Origin of the sequence: Allobosea sp., assembly GCF_017308075.1 — a bacterium.
Taxonomy (GTDB): Bacteria; Pseudomonadota; Alphaproteobacteria; order Rhizobiales; family Beijerinckiaceae; genus Allobosea.
Genome location: NZ_JAFKFX010000049.1, coordinates 19,697 through 35,934 on the forward strand (window position 1 = coordinate 19,697; position 16,238 = coordinate 35,934).

Consider the following 16,238-nt stretch of genomic DNA (forward strand, 5'->3'; position numbering starts at 1 on the left):
GGTTTATATAAGAACCATTGCCGGTTTTGCGTTGTGCACCGCAAAATGCGGCACTTTCTCCGCTCCACGGCCGATTGTTCTTTGCTGAACAGCGTTGCAAAAGCATCACAGCCACCGGCTCCCCGCCGAGCAGGCATGCCATGCGCGCGCGCAGGCTTGCGCAGCGCGCCCCGTCCGCACAGGATCGGCGCGGACCTCGGCCCTTGGCGGCCGCTCACTTTGAAACGATTGAACTAGGGGGAAACGACGTGAAATTGGTTCGTTATGGTGCGTTTGGTCAGGAAAAGCCCGGTCTGATCGACGCGGCCGGAAAGCTGCGGGACCTGTCCGCGCATGTGTCCGACATCGCCGGTGCGGCGCTGAAGTCGGCCTCGCTCGGCAAGCTAAAGGGCATCGCGCCCGAATCGCTGCCGCTGGTCGAGGGCGAACCGCGAATCGGCGCCTGCGTCGGCGATGTCCGCAACTTCATCGCGGTCGGCCTCAACTTCGCCGACCATGCCGAGGAAACCGGCTCGCCGATCCCCAAGGAGCCGATCCTGTTCAACAAGGCGCCGAACTGCATCGTCGGCCCGAATGACGACGTCATCATTCCGAAGGGCTCCGAGAAGACCGACTGGGAAGTCGAACTCGCGATCGTCATCGGCGACGGCGGCTCCTATATCGAAGAGAAGGACGCGATGGCGGCGATCGCCGGCTTCTGCGTCTGCAACGACGTCTCCGAGCGCGCCTTCCAGATCGAGCGCGGCGGCCAGTGGGCAAAGGGCAAGGGCTGCCCGACCTTCGGTCCGCTCGGCCCCTGGCTGGTCACCCCGGACGAGATCGCCGATGTGCAGAATCTCGCCATGTGGCTCGAGGTGAATGGCGAGCGCGTCCAGAACGGCTCGTCCAAGACCATGATCTTCGGCGCGGCCTATCTCGTCCACTATATCAGCCAGTTCATGCGGCTCGATCCAGGTGACGTCATCACCACCGGCACCCCGCCCGGCGTCGGCCTCGGCTTCAAGCCGCCACGCTTCCTGAAGGGCGGCGAGACCGTGACGCTCGGCATCGAGGGGCTCGGCACGCAGAAGCAGAAGTTCAAGGCCTACGGAGCCTGATAAAAAAGCGCCGCCGGGGCTGTTCGACCCAGCCCGGGCGGCGCACGTCCCGACAACGTCTGGCGCAGCGGAGACAGTTCCGTTCGCGCCCTTGCCGAAGATCGGCATGCGGACGCGACCAAGAACAGGCTATGCGCGTCAGCCCGACGCACCTCATCCCCCATTTGGGGGGTCGTGACGAAAAAATTCACGAGCAAACCGCAGATGCAGATTTGAACTGCGGGGAACCGGCATGAAAATGGCCCGACTCGCGCCGGGCCATTCGTCAAATCGCCGGCCGATGCCGGGCCCGGTCAGGCCTCGGGCAGACCGAGCATCAGGCGGATGTTCTGCACCGCGGCCCCGGACGCCCCCTTGCCGAGATTGTCGAGCCGCGCCACCAACACCGCCTGGCCGAGTTCGTCGTTGCCGAAGACGCGCAGTTCGAGCTTGTTGGTGTCGTTCAGCGCCTGCGGCTCGAGCTTGCCATCGGCGGTAGCCGGCAGCACCGAGACGAAGCTCGATCCGGCATAGCGGGACGACAGAGCCTCATGCAGATCGGCGGTCTTCGGCTTGCCCGGCAGCGCGCCCAGATGCAGCGGCACGCTGACCAGCATGCCCTGCCGGAAATTGCCGACCGACGGCACGAAGATCGGCCGCCGCTCCAGCCGCGAATAGAGCTGCAGCTCCGGCAGATGCTTGTGCTTCAGGCCGAGGCCGTAGAGTTCGAAATCCGGCGCCGTGCCGGCCTCATAGGCCTCGATCATCGCCTTGCCGCCACCGGAATAGCCGGAGACGGCATTGACCGTGATCGGATGGTCGGCGGGCAGCAGGCCAGCGTCGACAAGCGGGCGCAAGAGCGCGATGCCACCGGTCGGATAGCAGCCAGGATTGGAGACGCGATTGGCGTTGGCGACCTTCTGCGCGAAGCCGGGCTCCAGCTCGGCGAAGCCATAGGTCCAGTCCGGCGCGACGCGGTGCGCGGTCGAGGCATCGACGATCTTCGGCGCCTGGGCGCCGAGCTCGTCGGCAAGCGCGACCGATTCCTTCGCCGCATCGTCGGGCAGGCAGAGCACGACGAGGTCGACGCCGGCCATCATCTCCTTGCGGGCGGCCGGATCCTTGCGCTTTTCCGGCGCGATGCTCTTGACCACCACCTCAGGCACCGCAGCGAGGCGGTCGCGGATGCCGAGCCCGGTGGTGCCGGCCTCGCCGTCGATGAAGATGGATTTCAGGTTCTGGCTCATCGGACCCTCGCAAGGTGTCTGGCGGGCGCCGGCCGAAACTGCTTGGCCGGCTTCGGGCATAAAAAAACCGCGCTCTCTGGCGCGGTCGCGGGCGTTCGGACTTCTAGCCGAGCGTCATCGCGGGCGCGCCGGGGCGGCCGTGGCGGTGCGACGTCGGATCGGGTTCTTGACCATGCGTCGCTATATGTTCGCTGGCCGGCCGGCTGTCAATGCAAAGGCCTGCGCGCCTCGCTGCCGGCCACCATGCGCGCCGCGACGCGAGCATGGTGGCCGGAGATTCCGCAATGATCGGAATCCCCTGCGCGGCGACGCTGCCAGGATGATTCCGGAACTTCAGAAGCCGGTTCAGCGCGCGGTCTTTTTCAACGCCAGCGCCTGGATGTAGTGCTGCGCCACGGCCGCCCCCGCGATCGCGGTCGCGTCGGCATGGTCATAGGGCGGCGAGACCTCGACGATGTCCATGCCGCGGAAGTCGAGATCGCGGATCGCCCAGACCATCTGCAGAGCCTGCGCCGACGAAAGCCCGCCGGCGACCGGCGTGCCGGTGCCGGGCGCGAAAGCCGGGTCGACCGCATCGATGTCGAAGGTCAGATAGGCCGGCCCCTGCCCGACCCTCTGCCGGATCCGGGCTGCGACGCCCTCGATCCCGAGCGCATGGGCCTGATAGCCGTCGAGCACCTCGATGCCGCAATCGCGCGGCGCGACGGTGCGGATGCCGACCTGGATCGAGCGCTCGACATCGATCAGATCCTCGCGCACCGCCTCGAGCACGAAGGTGCCGTGGCTGATCGCACCGACTCCGTCATCCCAGGTGTCCTGATGCGCATCGAACTGCACGAGCGCCAGCTTGCCGTGCCGCGCGACATGGGCGCGCAGCAGCGGCAAGGTGATGAAATGGTCGCCGCCAAGCGTGACGAGATGGGCGCCGGTCGCGATGATCGCGGCGGCCTCGGTCTCGATCGCCCGGGCGCAGCCCTGAAGGTCACTGCGAGGCAGCATGCAATCGCCATAGTCGACGGCGGCCAGGATCTCGAACGGATCGACCCGCGACGGGTACTGCGCATCACCGTCGAAAATCGCGCTGACGCGGCGCATGGCCTGCGGTCCGAAACGGGTTCCGGGCCGGTTCGAGACGGCCAGGTCGAAGGGGACACCCCAGATCGCGAGGTCGCAGCCGGCGACGTCCTTGCTGTAGCGCCGGCGCATGAAGGAGAGCGCGCCGGCATAGGTCGGATCATGCGCCGGGCCCTTGCGGCCGCCGGTGAAAGCGTGGTCGATCGTCGGGGTTTCGGCAGGTTCGGTCATGGTCGGTTCCTGAAGAAGGCTCAGCGGCGGCCGCTCAGCCAGACATGGAGGCACCAGGGCAGGATCAGGGCGAGCCCGGTGAGAACGAGGCGAAGGGTCGTCCAAGCGATCGGATGCTGCAGCGCCCGGCCGTCGAGCTCGGGCACGCCATGGATCAGGCCGAGCGCGAAGGCCGGCGCCAGGAAGATCACCAGCGCATTGAAGATCCGCCGCCCGCGCGGCAGATCGGTCCGCGCCAGCGCCAGCAGAGCCGGCACGGCGACCATGCCGAAAGCGATCAGGACGAGCAGGACGCGCATGAGCTGCCTTCTGCCGGGTGAATGAGCAGCCGCTTTAGCACGCCGGCCGTCCGGTTCCAGCCATGAACGGCCGGAAGCGGGCGAACCGCCTCTTCTACCCGGCTATAGCATCGGACGGAAAGCGGACTCCACTTTTCGGAAAATTCCGATGCGATAACAAAAAGATGGATCGCCGTAACCGCGTCCGAACGGACGCGCGGCGATCTAGCGCCCGCCGCCGACCCGGATGATCGAGCCGACCATGTAGGACGCCGCCTCCGAGAGCGCGAACAGCACCGCTTCGGCGATCTCCTCGGGCTGCGCGACGCGCTTCAGCGGGATCGTCGGGGCGATGCGGGCGACGCGGCCTGGATCGCCGGTCGAAACGGCGTGGATGTCCGTCTCGGTCATGCCCGGCGCCACCGCATTGACGCGGATGCCCTGCGGCGCGAGTTCCTTGGCGAGGCCGACGGTGAGGGAATCGACTGCCGCCTTCGAGGCCGCGTACCAGACATATTCGTCGGGCGAGCCGAGACCGGCGGCGATCGAGGAGATGTTGACGATCGAACGGTTCTTCGCGCCCGTATTGGCGAGCAGGGCCCGCGCCGCCTCGCGCGCCACCAGGATCGCGCCTGTGACGTTGAGATCGATGCAGGCGCGGATGACCTCCGCCTGCGCCGCGACGAGCGGGCTCGACTTGCCGGTGATCGCGGCATTGTTGACCACGGCGGTCAACGGCCCGAGCGCGGCCCTGGCCTCGGCGAAGACGCGGACGATGTCGGCCTCCAGCGCCATGTCGCCCTGCAGCGCCACAGCCTTGGCCCCCGCCCGCTCGCAGGCAGCGACGACCTCTGCCGCCGCAGCGGCATTGCCCTGATAGTTGACGGCGACGTCATAGCCGCGCTCGGCGGCGAAACGGCAGATGGCGGCACCGATGCCGCGGCTGCCGCCGGTGACGAGAAGGACGGGACGGGGCATGGAAAGCTCCTTGGCGCGGTCTCCGGCTCGGATCCTGCGCGTCATCGTGAATGGCGAGCCATCAAAACGAAAAAGGGCGGCTCTTGCGAGCCGCCCCGATGCATGGCCGGCAGAAAGCCGGCGAGTGCCTTGCCGATCAGCGCTTCGAGAACTGGAAGCTGCGGCGAGCCTTGGCCCGGCCGAACTTCTTGCGCTCGACGACGCGCGCGTCGCGGGTCAGGAAGCCTTCCTTCTTGAGCGGGCCGCGCAGCTCGGGCTCGTAATGGGTCAGAGCCTTGGAGATGCCGTGGCGCACCGCACCGGCCTGGCCGGAGAGACCGCCGCCCTTGACCGTGACGACGACGTCGTACTGGGTCAGGCGATCGACGATCTGCAGCGGCTGCTGCAGGATCATCCGCAGCACCGGGCGGGCGAAATAGACTTCCTGGTCACGGGTGTTGACCGTGATCTTGCCGGTGCCGGGCTTCAGCCAGACGCGGGCGATGGCGTTCTTGCGCTTGCCAGTGGCATAGGCGCGGCCATGGGCGTCGACCTTCTTGACGTGCACAGGAGCCTCGGGCTGGGTGCCCTTGGCGACCTGGCCGAGCTGATCGAGCGACTGCAGGACTTCGGCCATCGTCAGACCCTCGCATTCTTGCGGTTGAGCGCCGAGACGTCGAGGGCCTCAGGCGACTGGGCGGCGTGCGGATGCTCCGAACCCTTGTAGACACGCAGGTTCCCGAGGATCTGGCGGAACAGCGGGCCGCGCGGCAGCATGCGCTCGACCGCCTTCTCGACGATGCGCTCCGGGAAGCGACCCTCGAGGATGAAGCGCGCCGAGCGCTCCTTGATGCCACCCGGATAGCCGGTGTGGTGATAGTAGTTCTTCTGCTCGCGCTTGCGCCCGGTCAGAACCACCTTCTCGGCGTTGATGACGATGATGTTGTCGCCGCAGTCGACATGCGGGGTGTAGGCGGCCTTGTGCTTGCCGCGCAGACGCATCGCCACCACGGAGGCGAGACGGCCGACGACGAGCCCGGAGGCATCGATCACAACCCACTTCTTTTCGACATCGGCGGGCTTGAGCGAGATGGTCTTCATCGCGGCACCCTTCGGCTGCTTGAAAAAGGACAAGCCGCCGGAAGGCCGGCGGCGGTGTGGGGCGGTGGATAGGCGGCAAGCCTCGCCATGTCAAGCGGCGATAACGCCGACATCAGCCAAAAAAGACATTGTTTTCAGCGCAGTGCCGGAAACGGTATTTAGATACCGCATTCAATGCCTCAGCGTCATGACCGAGCTTGACCGGACCATCTCTGCATCCAGCGAGATCCGGTCAGGAGATTGGCGGATCTCCACTGCGCTCTGCCCGAGAATGACGCCAAGTCAGCGCTCGCTCGGGATCGAATAGGTGCCGGTGGCGTGGCAGACGATTTCGCTCTCGCCCTGCGAGTAGAGGGAGACCTCGCCGATCGCGAGCCGCTTGCCGAGCTTGAGGAGCCTCGCCTCGGCGATCAGCGCCGCCTGGCCCGGCTTGCGCAGGAAGTTGTAGTTCAGGCTGGTGGTCACCGCGAGGGCGACCGGGCCAATCTGGGCAAGGATCGCGACATAGAGTGCGAGATCGGCCAGCGCCATCATGGTCGGGCCGGAAATCGTGCCGCCAGGCCGCAGATGCCGCTCATGATAGTCGCAGCGCATGCGGGCGCTGAGCGGCCCGACCTCCTCGACGAAATAAGTCCGCCCGCCATAGTGGAGCTGAGGGAAGATCCGATCGAGATAGGCCTCGATCTCGGAGGCGCTCATGCGTGTCGTCATCGTGCGGAAAACCGAAAGCTGGCAGGACGCTACGCCCCTTGCAGCATGGCCGCCGCACTCCGACAATAGGCGGAACATCGAAAGGCCCATGCCATGAACGCCCATATCCGGCCCGAGGCCGCACCGGTTCTGCTCCGCCAGGATGCCGACGGCATCGCCACGCTGACGCTGAACCGGCCGCAGGCTCGCAATCCGCTGAGCGAAGCGATGCTGGCCGCGCTCGCCGAGAGCTTCACCGCCATCGCCGCCGACCGCAGCATACGCGCCGTGGTGCTGACCGCCGCCGGCCCGGTCTTCTCCGCAGGGCACGATCTCAAGGAGATGAGCGCGCGGCGCGCCGATCCGGATCGCGGCCGCGCCTATTTCGCCGACATTCTCGGGCGCTGCTCGCGGGTGATGCAGCAGATCACCGCCCTGCCCCAGCCGGTCATCGCCGCCGTCGAGGGCACGGCGACCGCGGCCGGCTGCCAGCTCGTCGCCAGTTGCGACCTCGCCGTCGCCGGTGCGGAAGCGCGCTTCAGCACGCCCGGCGTCCATATCGGCCTGTTCTGCTCGACGCCGATGGTGGCGCTGTCGCGCAACCTCTCGGCCAAGCACGCCATGGAGATGCTGCTGCTCGGCGAGATGGTCCCGGCGCAGGATGCCGCACGGATGGGGCTGGTCAACCGCGTCGTCCCGGCCGGCGAGGCGCTGGCGGGGGCCCAGGCGCTTGCCGCGATCATCGCCTCGAAATCCGCGGCGACGGTGAAGACCGGCAAGCGCACCTTCTATGAGCAGCGCGAAATGGGGTTGAAGGCGGCCTATGACCATGCCAGCGCCGTGATGGTCGAAAACATGCTGGCGCGCGACGCCGAGGAAGGCATCGGCGCCTTCATCGAGAAACGGCCGCCAGTTTGGGAGCGATGATTGCCCTGGCGCGCGCCGGCCGGGCTTGACCCGCCTCGCCGATGACCACAATCCGCCGGCCCCCGGGCTTCGCGGGCCTTGCACCCTGTTTCGACCGAGAATGACGAGACGATGGACCACGAATCCTACGCCGACAGCCTGATCCGCGACATCCTGAAGTGCGTGAAGCGCATCGCGTTGGTCGGCGCCTCCGCCAACGAGGCGCGCCCGAGCTGGATCGTCACCAAATACCTGCTCGACCGCGGCTATGAGGTGATCCCGGTCAATCCCGGTCTCGCCGGCCAGACCCTGCTCGGTAGAGCCGTCTACGGCTCGCTCAAGGACATTCCCGGACCGGTCGACATGGTCGAGATCTTCCGCAACTCGGAAGCCGCCGGCCCGATCACCGACGAGGCGCTGACGCTCGATCCGCTGCCGAAGGTGATCTGGATGCAGCTCTCGGTGCGCAATGACGAGGCCGCCGCCCGGGCCGAGGCGAAGGGCCTCACCGTGATCATGAACCGCTGCCCGAAGATCGAATATGGCCGGCTCTCCGGCGAGATCGGCTGGCAAGGCATCAATTCGCGCATCCTCTCGTCGAAGAAGCCGGCGCTCGCCGGCAAGGGCTTCCAGAAACTGACAATCAACCGGCCGGGGACATAACTTCATCGCGGCCGCGCCGGCTTGAAGGCGGTGCTCTTTGCGGCCAGCCTCCCACCTCGTCCCGGGCGAGCGGGCTAGCGCCGAAGGCCGGCATCACGCTCGGCGCGTCGCGCCTGCTGCCCGCCGGCGCCCGAATTGACGGCGGCGAGAGCGTTCTTTAAATCGAACAAGTTGTTCGAAGACAGAATTTCGCAGGGAGCACGCCATGACCGATCGCATTCCGGGTTTCAACACGCTCGCCATCCATGCCGGCGCAGCCCCCGACGCGGCGACCGGCGCACGCGCGACGCCGATCTACCAGACCAGCAGCTTCGTCTTCGACGATGTCGACCACGCCGCCTCCCTGTTCGGCCTGCAGGCCTTCGGCAACATCTACAGCCGCATCGGCAACCCGACCAATGCCGTGCTCGAGGAGCGCGTCGCGGCGCTGGAAGGCGGCACCGCGGCGCTCGCCGTCGCCTCGGGCCATGCCGCCGAGTTCCTCTGCTTCCACGCCCTTCTGCAGCCCGGCGACGAGTTCGTCGCGGCCAGGAAGCTCTATGGCGGCTCGATCAACCAGTTCAACCACTCCTACAAGAATTTTGGCTGGAACGTGATCTGGGCCGATTCCGACGATCTCGAAGCCTTCGCCGCGGCGGTGACGCCGAAGACCAAGGCGATCTTCGTCGAGTCGATCGCCAATCCGGGCGGCGTCATCGTCGACCTCGCCGGGATCGCGGCGATCGCCAAGAAGCACAACATCCCGTTCATCGTCGACAACACGATGGCGAGCCCCTATCTCATCCGCCCCTTCGAGCACGGCGCCGACATCGTGGTGCATTCGGCGACCAAGTTCCTCGGCGGCCATGGCAACTCGATCGGCGGCCTGATCGTCGACGGCGGCTCGTTCAACTGGGTCGGCGACGAGCGCTATCCGATGCTCTCCAAGCCGCGGCCGGAATATAACGGCATGGTGCTGGGCGAGACCTTCGGCAATTTCGCCTTCGCGATCGCTACCCGCGTGCTCGGCCTGCGCGACATGGGCCCGGCCCTCTCGCCCTTCAACGCCTTCATGATCCTGACCGGCATCGAGACCCTGCCGCTGCGCATGCAGCGGCATTGCGAGAACACGCTGAAGGTCGCGACGCACCTCGCCCAGCATCCGGCGGTGGAATGGGTCAACTATGCCGGCCTACCCGCCAACAAGTACCATGCCCTCGCCCAGCGCTATTGCCCCAAGGGCGCCGGCGCGGTCTTCACCTTCGGCCTGAAGGGCGGCTATGACGCCGGCGTCAAGCTGGTCTCGAACCTCAAGCTGTTCTCGCACCTCGCCAATATCGGCGACACCCGCTCGCTGGTGATCCACCCGGCCTCGACGACGCACCGCCAGCTCAGCGACGCGCAGAAGACGGCCTCGGGCGCCGGGCCGGAGGTGGTGCGCCTCTCGATCGGCCTGGAGGATGTCGAGGACATCATCGCCGATCTGGAGCAGGCGCTCGCCTGAGCCAGGACGACGAAACCGACTTCGGGATGGCCGGCCTCGCGCCGGCCATTTTCATTTTCGCTCACAAGGCGCGTTCGGAGCGGTGGCTTCCCCTGCCGCGGCAGGCCTGACGGGCGGGTCAGGCGCCTTCCGGACGCAGGCCCTGCTCGGTGCGGGTGACATGAACCACGCCCATCGCCAGCACGGCGAATCCGAGCGCCTGATGGGCGAGCCCCGCCCAGAGCGGCACCACCAGCAGCAAGGTCACGATCCCCAGCGCCGACTGCGCCAGTACGAGGCCGGTGATCGCCCCGGCGCGCTTGGTGCCGCCGGAACCGGGAGCGGCGCGGCGCAACGCGAACAGGTGCCAGAGCGCCAGCGCCAACAGCAGATAGGCGCCGATGCGGTGGTTGAACTGCACCAGCGCGACGTTGTCGACGAAGTTCTCCCAGAGCGGGTTGCCGGCGAACAGCGTCGAGGCCGGCGGCATCAGGGCGCCGTCCATCAGCGGCCAGGTGTTGAAGGTGAAGCCCGCCTTGGAGCCGGCAACGAGCCCGCCGAGGGCGATCTGGACGAAGAGCATCAGGAGCAGGAAGCGGGCTCCCGCCCGGCCCTGGCGCGGCTCGACCCGGCGCAGCGGCGTCAGCCAGGTGGCGTAGGCGACGACGCTGGCGAAGAACAGGCCGGCGAAGGTGAGATGCAAAGTGAGCTTGACCGGGGCGACCGCGACCATGCCGGGCTCGAGGCCGGAAGCGACCATGATCCAGCCGATCGTGCCCTGCAGGCCGAGCAGCAGGCCCATGCCGAAGAGCAGCGCGACCTGCGGCCAGGGCAGCAGGCGGCGCAGCGCCACCACGAAGAATCCGGCGAGATAGAACAGGCCGATGAAGCGGCCGAGCTGGCGGTGCCCCCATTCCCACCAGTAGATGAACTTGAAATCGGCCAGCGCCATACCGGCGTTCAGCAGCTGATATTGCGGGCTGGCACGATACTTGTCGAATTCGAGCGCCCAGGCGGCGTCAGTGAGCGGCGGCAATGCGCCGGTGACCGGGCGCCATTCGGTGATCGAGAGCCCGGAACCGGTGAGGCGCGTTGCGCCGCCGACAACGATCATCACGAAGACCAGGAAGGCGGTTGCCCAGAGCCAGCGGCGGATGCCGGGATGACCGGAAGCGGCGGCGGCCAGCCGGGGATGTTCGAGCGCGATCGTCACGGAAGCGGGACCTCGGGTCGCAGGTGAAAGGCCGGAATGCGCTTCACAAGCGCGGCGTCGGGTGACAGATAGTCCGGCGGGCAAGCCCGAACAACGCCCGCAATGCCGCAGCCGGAAAGCAGATCCCATGACCCAAAGCCATCGCAAGCTCGTCGGCACGGTGGTGATCCTGGTCTTTGTCTGCGTCTACGCGCTCATCGCCATGGCCCTGGCGCAGGGACGCGTCACCGAAGCCTCGAAGCCGGTGCAGACCATCGTGTATATCGTGCTCGGCCTCGCCTGGGTCCTGCCGCTGCTGCCACTGATCAAGTGGATGGAGCGCAAGGACGGCTAACCGCCTCCTGGCCGGAGCGCAGCGCAGAGCGGCGAAGCTCCGGCTGGAGATGCCCGGGGCATGCTCGGCCATGACGCCGCTCAATCGACATTCAGCTTCCGGCCCCGGTTCCAGAGCAGGAAAGGCAGGCCGGACAGCAGCCCCCTGAGCGCCGCCTCGTTCTGGTGCAGCCCGTTGAGCGAGACGCGCGGCAACGCGTAGAGGTGCTCCGCATGTTCGGGGAAGAGGTGCCCCGGTCGCGTCGTCACGGCGCTGGCGAAGCCTGCCTCCTTCGCCAGAGCGAATTCGCGCGGGCCAGCCGAGCCGGGATCGCCGACCGGATAGGCGAAATGGCGGATCGAAAGGCCGAGCCTCTCCTCCAGCCAGGCCTTGCTCGCCACGATCTCGCGCCGCGCCACATTCTCCGGGTGCTTCGCCAACATCGGATGGCTCATCGTATGGGCGCCGATGGTGACGCCGGGTGCGCCGGCAAGCGCCCGCAGCGTCTCCAGCGGCAGGCATTCGCGCTCGACCAGCGTGACCGGGTCGACGCCGGCCTGCCGCGAAAGATCAGCGATCGCGGACAATAGGCTCGCCTCCGGCCCCTTGCGCAGGCGCCAGTAGAGCTGGTCGAATGCCTTCTGCTTCTCGGCGTCGGTGCCGGCGGGCGCACTGAAGCGGCCATCGGGCAAATCGAGCGCGACCTGCGGCAAGGCGCGGATCGCCTCCTCCAGCTCCAGCCACCAGAGCCGCGCCGTGCGCTCGGCGAAGCCCGGCGTCACAAAGAGCGCCCAGGGCGCCTGATGCTTGGCCAGCACCGGCCAGGCATGATCGAGATTATCGCGATAGCCGTCGTCGAAAGTCAGGGCGACGAAGAAGCGACCGGGCCTGGGATCGGCGAGCCGTGCCGGAACCTCGTCGAGCGGGACGATGTCGTAGCCCTCGGCCCGGATCAGCCTGATGGCGCGGTCGAGGAAGCCGGACGTGATCTCGAGCAGGCGATTGGGCTGGAAACCGCTGCTCCGGGCCGGACGGACATGATGCAGCATCAGCACCGCGCCCCGCCCTTGGGCGAGCCCCCGGCCCCAGCGATCGGCGCCGGTCAGCGCGATCGCCTTGAAGGCGGCGGAAAAAGCCTTGTGACGCCAGCTCATGCGGTTCCCAGATTCTTCCGGCTCATCGAGGTGCCCGATTCAACCGATCGCTAACGCTGTTCGGCAATCGCAGGATGCAACGCCCGGACAGTGGCAGCTCCGTTCACAATGCCGGGTTAAGGAAGGACGTCGCGGCGAAAACAGGAGCCTGATCGCGGAATGTCTGCCCTCGCCGCAAGCGCATCGGAGCTGCCGGCCGACGCTGTCTCACAGCAGACGGGCATTCGCGGCTGGAGCCGGATCTGCGTCAGCAGCGAAGTTGGCGAGCTCGAGGCCGATTGGCGCCTTCTCGAAGCCACCGGCCTGACCACCCCCTATCAGGCCTATGACTGGATCCGCCCCTTCATCGAGACGGTCGGCCGCGCCAGCGCGATGAGCTTCCGCTTCGTCCGCATCTGCGATGGCGAGGGTAAAGCCCTCGCCTTGCTGCCACTGGTGATCACGCGCCGGCACGGCACCCGCTTCGCCGAGTTCATCGGCGGCAAGCACGCCAACTACCATATGGGGATCTACCGCCCGGACTTCGCCGAGGCCCTCGACGCCGACATGACGCGGCTGCTGCTGTCGGAGATCGGCGCAGCCATCGGCGGGATCGACGCCTTCGTCTTCGTCAACCAGCCGACCCATTGGCAGGGCATCCACAACCCGACCGCCAGACTCGCCGCCGGTGCGAGCCCGAGCCCCGCCTACAAGCTCGCCCTCCAGCCGAACGACTGCGACGGCACCTTGCGCCGCTCGATGAGCAAGCATGCCCGCAAGAAGCTGACCACCAAGCGCAACCGCTTCGCCGAATTCGGCCCGTCCGAACTGGTGCAGGCGCAGGATGAACCGACGGTCGAGCGTGTGCTCGATGCCTTCCTGGCGCAGAAGGCAGCGCGCTTCGCACAATTGCGCCTGCCGGACCCGTTTGCCGACCCGGCGATCCGGGCATTCCTGCGCCAGGCCGCGCTCGGTTCGCCCGGCAGGCCGCCGGTGGTCGAGCTCTATTCGCTGGATCTCGACGGGCTCTCGGTCGCGACCTATGTCGGTGCCGTGCAGGGCTCGCGCTTCTCCGGAATGGCGACCTCCTTCGACCTCGACACCGCGGCCGCACGCACCAGCCCCGGCGAATTGCTGCTCGTCGAACTGATCAAGCGCAAATGCCGGGACGGTCTGACGATGTTCGACCTCGGCGTCGGCGAAGCCCGCTACAAGACGACGATCTGCGATGATCGCGACGACCTCGTCGACACCTTCCTGCCTTTGACCGGCAAAGGCCGAGCCTATGCCGGCTTCAGCCGCTTCAAGCGAGCACTGAAGCGGCGAATCAAGGCCTCGCCGCTCGCATTGAAGGCGTCGCTGCGCGTGCTCGGCTGGCTCAGGCGCCGCCCCGGGAACGCGCCTGAGGACTGACGGAAGGCCGCCCTCCGTTGCTGCGTACGCAGCGGCCTGGTCAGGCCATGGCCGGCTTGACCTCGGGGCTCTTCTCCCCGAAGCGACCTTCGCCTTCGACCATCACCAGGGCGATCGGCGCTTTGGTCAGATCGGAGAGGCGATAGGCGGCCTCGACCGCGTGGCCATTACCGACATGGCCGGCCATGACCAGAGCGGCCTGGGCCTGGGCGACGAGGGGGGCGAGCACGGCCGCCTCGTCACTCGAAGCGGCGGCGACCAGCACCCAGTCATAGGTCTCGCAGAGCGCGGCGAGCGCGACCTCGACGATATCCGGCGCCGCCAGCACTGCGGCGCGGCCGGCATAGCCGGGTCCGATCTCGTGCAGCCGCGAATTCGGCTGGCGGGTGATGATGTCGGAGAACAGCGCCTCGCCGGCGAGCAACTCCGAGAAACCGGCCTGGTTGCGTGCCGCATCGCTGCCGAGATCGACCAGCACACAGCGGCAGCGCTCGGACAGCAGGCTCGCCAGCGCCCGGGCAGAGACGTCGCCGGGAGCCGCTCCGTCGAGCACGACCACGAGCGGCGCATAGCCGGGGCGCCCGTCATCGACACGCTCGGCGAGGTCGGCGAGGCTTCGGTCGGGATCCGACAGATCGAGCTGGAGCTGGCCGACGCGACCGCCATGGGTGAGCAGGCCGGCGACGCGTGCCTGGCGCGGGTCCACGGTCTTGTCGTCACCGGGATCGGCCTGCGGCTCGCGGGCGGCGGCGGCGCCGACCCAGCCCGGCGGCTTGCGCGGCGGCTGGCGATTGCCGCTCGAGCCCGGGCCCGATCCGTTGAGCAGCTCGCGCGAGATGATCGTCGCCAGCGCGATCAGGAAGGTCGCGAGCGTCGCGACGATCATGGTCGGAATCTTCTTCGGGAAAGAGGGCTGCGTCGGCTCGACGGCGCGCGAGATGATCCGGGCATCGGCCGGAGTCGCGTTGTCGGCGTCGCGGGCAAGCGCCTCGCGATATTTCAGCATGTATTGTTCGAGCTGCTCGCGCTGGGTGCGCGCCTCGCGCTCCAGCGCCCGCAGCTGGACCTCGCTGTCATTGGCGCCGGACACCGTCTTCTTCTGGCCTTCCAAAGCGGCGGTGAAGCTCTCGACGCGCTGGCCGGCGATCTTGGCCTCGTTCTCGAGCGTCCGCACCGTGCGCTCCGCCGCGGCGCGCAACTGCCCCTCGAGATCGGCGAGCTGGGCATTCAGCTCCTTGATGCGTGGATGCTCGGAGAGGAGATTACGTGATTCAAGCGCGATCTGGGCGCGCAGGTTGACGCGCTGCTCGATCAGCCGGCGCACCAGTTCATTATTGGCGACGTCGGGTATCTCGAAGGTCCGGCCGCTTTTCATCGCATCGCGGACGATCGAGGCCTTGGCCTGCGCCTCGGCCTGCTGGGTGCGCGCACTGGAGAGCTGCGTCGAGAGATCGGCGAGTTGCTGGGCGGTGATGGTGGTGTTGTTGGTGCCGACGAGCAGGCCGTTGCGCGAGCGGAACTCCTCGACCTTGGCCTCCGATTCCGCCAGCTTCTTGCGCAGCGGCTCGATCGTGGTCGAGAGCCAGGACGAGGCGCTGCGGGCGGTATCCTGCTTGGCTGCGCCCTGCATCTCCAGATAGGTGCTGGCGATGATGTTGGCCGCCTTGGCGGCAAGCTCCGGGTCCTGCGAGGTGAACTCGATCGCGACGATGCGCGAACGGCCGACCGGGTAGACCAGAAGCCGGTCGTAATACTTCTCGAGCACGCGCTCTTCGGGCGAGCGATCGGCCGGGTGAGCCCCGAGGCCGAGCAGCACCCCGACCTTCTTCAGCGCCCCCAGGGCGCCGGCGCCCGAATCGAATTCGGAATTGCCGACAAGGCCGATGCGCTTGATCGCCTCGCGTGCGAGATCCCGCGACATGACGACCTGCACCTGGCTCTGAACGCCCTCGCTGTCGAACTGGGCGCCGTAATTGTCCGCAGTCGGCCCGGGGCGCGTGTAGAAGCTGTCCCCGTTCTCCAGCAGGATCCGGGCCTCGCCGGTATAGCGCGGGGGGATGATGTTGACGGCGATGAAGGAGAGCCCGAGCGCTGCCAGCGTCGGGCCGATGATCCACGCTTTCCTCGCCTTGATCGCGGCCCAGAGGGCGGCCAGGTCGAGCATGTCGCCGGAGCGGCCTTCACCGCCTGCCGGAGCAATGTCATCGCGAGTGGTCATGAGGCTTCCATTCACGCAAAACTCTCGCGTCCGAGATCAGGACGCAGCGTCAATGAGAACCGATTAAGGTTAGTGGTCGGTAAACGCCGCGCGGAACGGGCGAACTCGGCCGCGCCACCTTTCCTGAAGCGACGCAGCGCGCCGACCGGGAAGCACGCCTCGCCTCGCGCACAGGCGCGCGCTCAGCAGAAGCCAACGCCGCTCGTCCCTCGCAAGCCCGCCATGGTTAATCCGGTGCAAATTTTAACCTGCCCTTAAGCATG

The 16,238-nt window shown here is 67.3% G+C and carries 16 protein-coding genes; 6 read left to right on the plus strand and 10 right to left on the minus strand.

The annotated features are described in order from the left end of the window. Window positions 1-248: 248 nt before the first annotated feature. On the plus strand, window positions 249-1,097 hold the full coding sequence (locus J0J10_RS24185; RefSeq protein WP_291649861.1) for a fumarylacetoacetate hydrolase family protein: 849 nt from the start codon (window positions 249-251) through the stop codon (window positions 1,095-1,097). A 293-nt stretch (window positions 1,098-1,390) separates the two neighbouring features. On the opposite strand, the gene argC is transcribed toward J0J10_RS24185, so the two are convergent. The 7 genes from argC to J0J10_RS24220 form a co-directional block, all read right to left on the minus strand. Further along, window positions 1,391-2,323, minus strand: a complete 933-nt coding sequence (gene argC / locus J0J10_RS24190; RefSeq protein ID WP_291649864.1) for an N-acetyl-gamma-glutamyl-phosphate reductase — start codon at window positions 2,321-2,323, stop codon at window positions 1,391-1,393. A 345-nt stretch (window positions 2,324-2,668) separates the two neighbouring features. After that, the gene (gene speB, locus J0J10_RS24195; RefSeq protein ID WP_291649866.1) at window positions 2,669-3,628 is read right to left on the minus strand and encodes an agmatinase; all 960 of its coding nucleotides are present in this window, start codon (window positions 3,626-3,628) and stop codon (window positions 2,669-2,671) included. Between the two features lie 20 nt (window positions 3,629-3,648). Next, the gene (locus J0J10_RS24200) at window positions 3,649-3,927 is read right to left on the minus strand and encodes a hypothetical protein (protein ID WP_291636422.1); all 279 of its coding nucleotides are present in this window, start codon (window positions 3,925-3,927) and stop codon (window positions 3,649-3,651) included. Window positions 3,928-4,131: 204 nt separating this feature from the next. Beyond that, window positions 4,132-4,884: an SDR family oxidoreductase gene (locus J0J10_RS24205; RefSeq protein WP_291649867.1), complete on the minus strand. Its 753-nt coding sequence runs from the start codon at window positions 4,882-4,884 to the stop codon at window positions 4,132-4,134. 136 nt (window positions 4,885-5,020) lie between these two features. Next, a complete protein-coding gene (gene rpsI / locus J0J10_RS24210) occupies window positions 5,021-5,500 on the minus strand; it encodes a 30S ribosomal protein S9 (protein ID WP_291636425.1) in 480 nt (159 codons plus the stop codon). 2 nt (window positions 5,501-5,502) lie between these two features. Next, complete coding sequence (gene rplM, locus J0J10_RS24215) at window positions 5,503-5,964, minus strand: 50S ribosomal protein L13 (protein WP_066474843.1); 462 nt, start codon at window positions 5,962-5,964, stop codon at window positions 5,503-5,505. 282 nt (window positions 5,965-6,246) lie between these two features. Next, a complete protein-coding gene (locus tag J0J10_RS24220) occupies window positions 6,247-6,663 on the minus strand; it encodes a PaaI family thioesterase (RefSeq protein ID WP_291636431.1) in 417 nt (138 codons plus the stop codon). Between the two features lie 105 nt (window positions 6,664-6,768). On the opposite strand from J0J10_RS24220, the gene J0J10_RS24225 reads away from it, so the two are divergent. The 3 genes from J0J10_RS24225 to J0J10_RS24235 all read left to right on the plus strand — a co-directional run bounded on the left by J0J10_RS24225 (window position 6,769) and on the right by J0J10_RS24235 (window position 9,706). Continuing rightward, the gene (locus J0J10_RS24225; protein WP_291649869.1) at window positions 6,769-7,581 is read left to right on the plus strand and encodes an enoyl-CoA hydratase; all 813 of its coding nucleotides are present in this window, start codon (window positions 6,769-6,771) and stop codon (window positions 7,579-7,581) included. 111 nt (window positions 7,582-7,692) lie between these two features. Next, window positions 7,693-8,223 carry a CoA-binding protein gene (locus tag J0J10_RS24230; protein WP_291649871.1) on the plus strand — a complete coding sequence of 177 codons (531 nt, stop codon included), beginning with the start codon at window positions 7,693-7,695 and terminating at the stop codon, window positions 8,221-8,223. 205 nt (window positions 8,224-8,428) lie between these two features. Then, window positions 8,429-9,706: an O-acetylhomoserine aminocarboxypropyltransferase gene (locus J0J10_RS24235; protein ID WP_291636437.1), complete on the plus strand. Its 1,278-nt coding sequence runs from the start codon at window positions 8,429-8,431 to the stop codon at window positions 9,704-9,706. Between the two features lie 118 nt (window positions 9,707-9,824). Here the strand turns inward: J0J10_RS24235 and J0J10_RS24240 are convergent, their stop codons facing one another. Beyond that, window positions 9,825-10,898: a COX15/CtaA family protein gene (locus J0J10_RS24240; RefSeq protein ID WP_291649873.1), complete on the minus strand. Its 1,074-nt coding sequence runs from the start codon at window positions 10,896-10,898 to the stop codon at window positions 9,825-9,827. A 127-nt stretch (window positions 10,899-11,025) separates the two neighbouring features. Between J0J10_RS24240 and J0J10_RS24245 the strand changes: the two genes are divergently transcribed. After that, window positions 11,026-11,232 (plus strand): DUF2842 domain-containing protein, encoded by a 207-nt coding sequence (locus J0J10_RS24245; RefSeq protein WP_291649874.1) that lies wholly within the window; start codon window positions 11,026-11,028, stop codon window positions 11,230-11,232. Window positions 11,233-11,312: 80 nt separating this feature from the next. On the opposite strand, the gene J0J10_RS24250 is transcribed toward J0J10_RS24245, so the two are convergent. Further along, a complete protein-coding gene (locus J0J10_RS24250) occupies window positions 11,313-12,365 on the minus strand; it encodes a polysaccharide deacetylase family protein (protein ID WP_291649877.1) in 1,053 nt (350 codons plus the stop codon). A gap of 159 nt (window positions 12,366-12,524) precedes the next feature. On the opposite strand from J0J10_RS24250, the gene J0J10_RS24255 reads away from it, so the two are divergent. After that, on the plus strand, window positions 12,525-13,757 hold the full coding sequence (locus tag J0J10_RS24255; RefSeq protein WP_291649879.1) for a GNAT family N-acetyltransferase: 1,233 nt from the start codon (window positions 12,525-12,527) through the stop codon (window positions 13,755-13,757). A 40-nt stretch (window positions 13,758-13,797) separates the two neighbouring features. On the opposite strand, the gene J0J10_RS24260 is transcribed toward J0J10_RS24255, so the two are convergent. After that, window positions 13,798-15,975: a GumC family protein gene (locus tag J0J10_RS24260; protein ID WP_291649881.1), complete on the minus strand. Its 2,178-nt coding sequence runs from the start codon at window positions 15,973-15,975 to the stop codon at window positions 13,798-13,800. Window positions 15,976-16,238 lie beyond the last annotated feature (263 nt).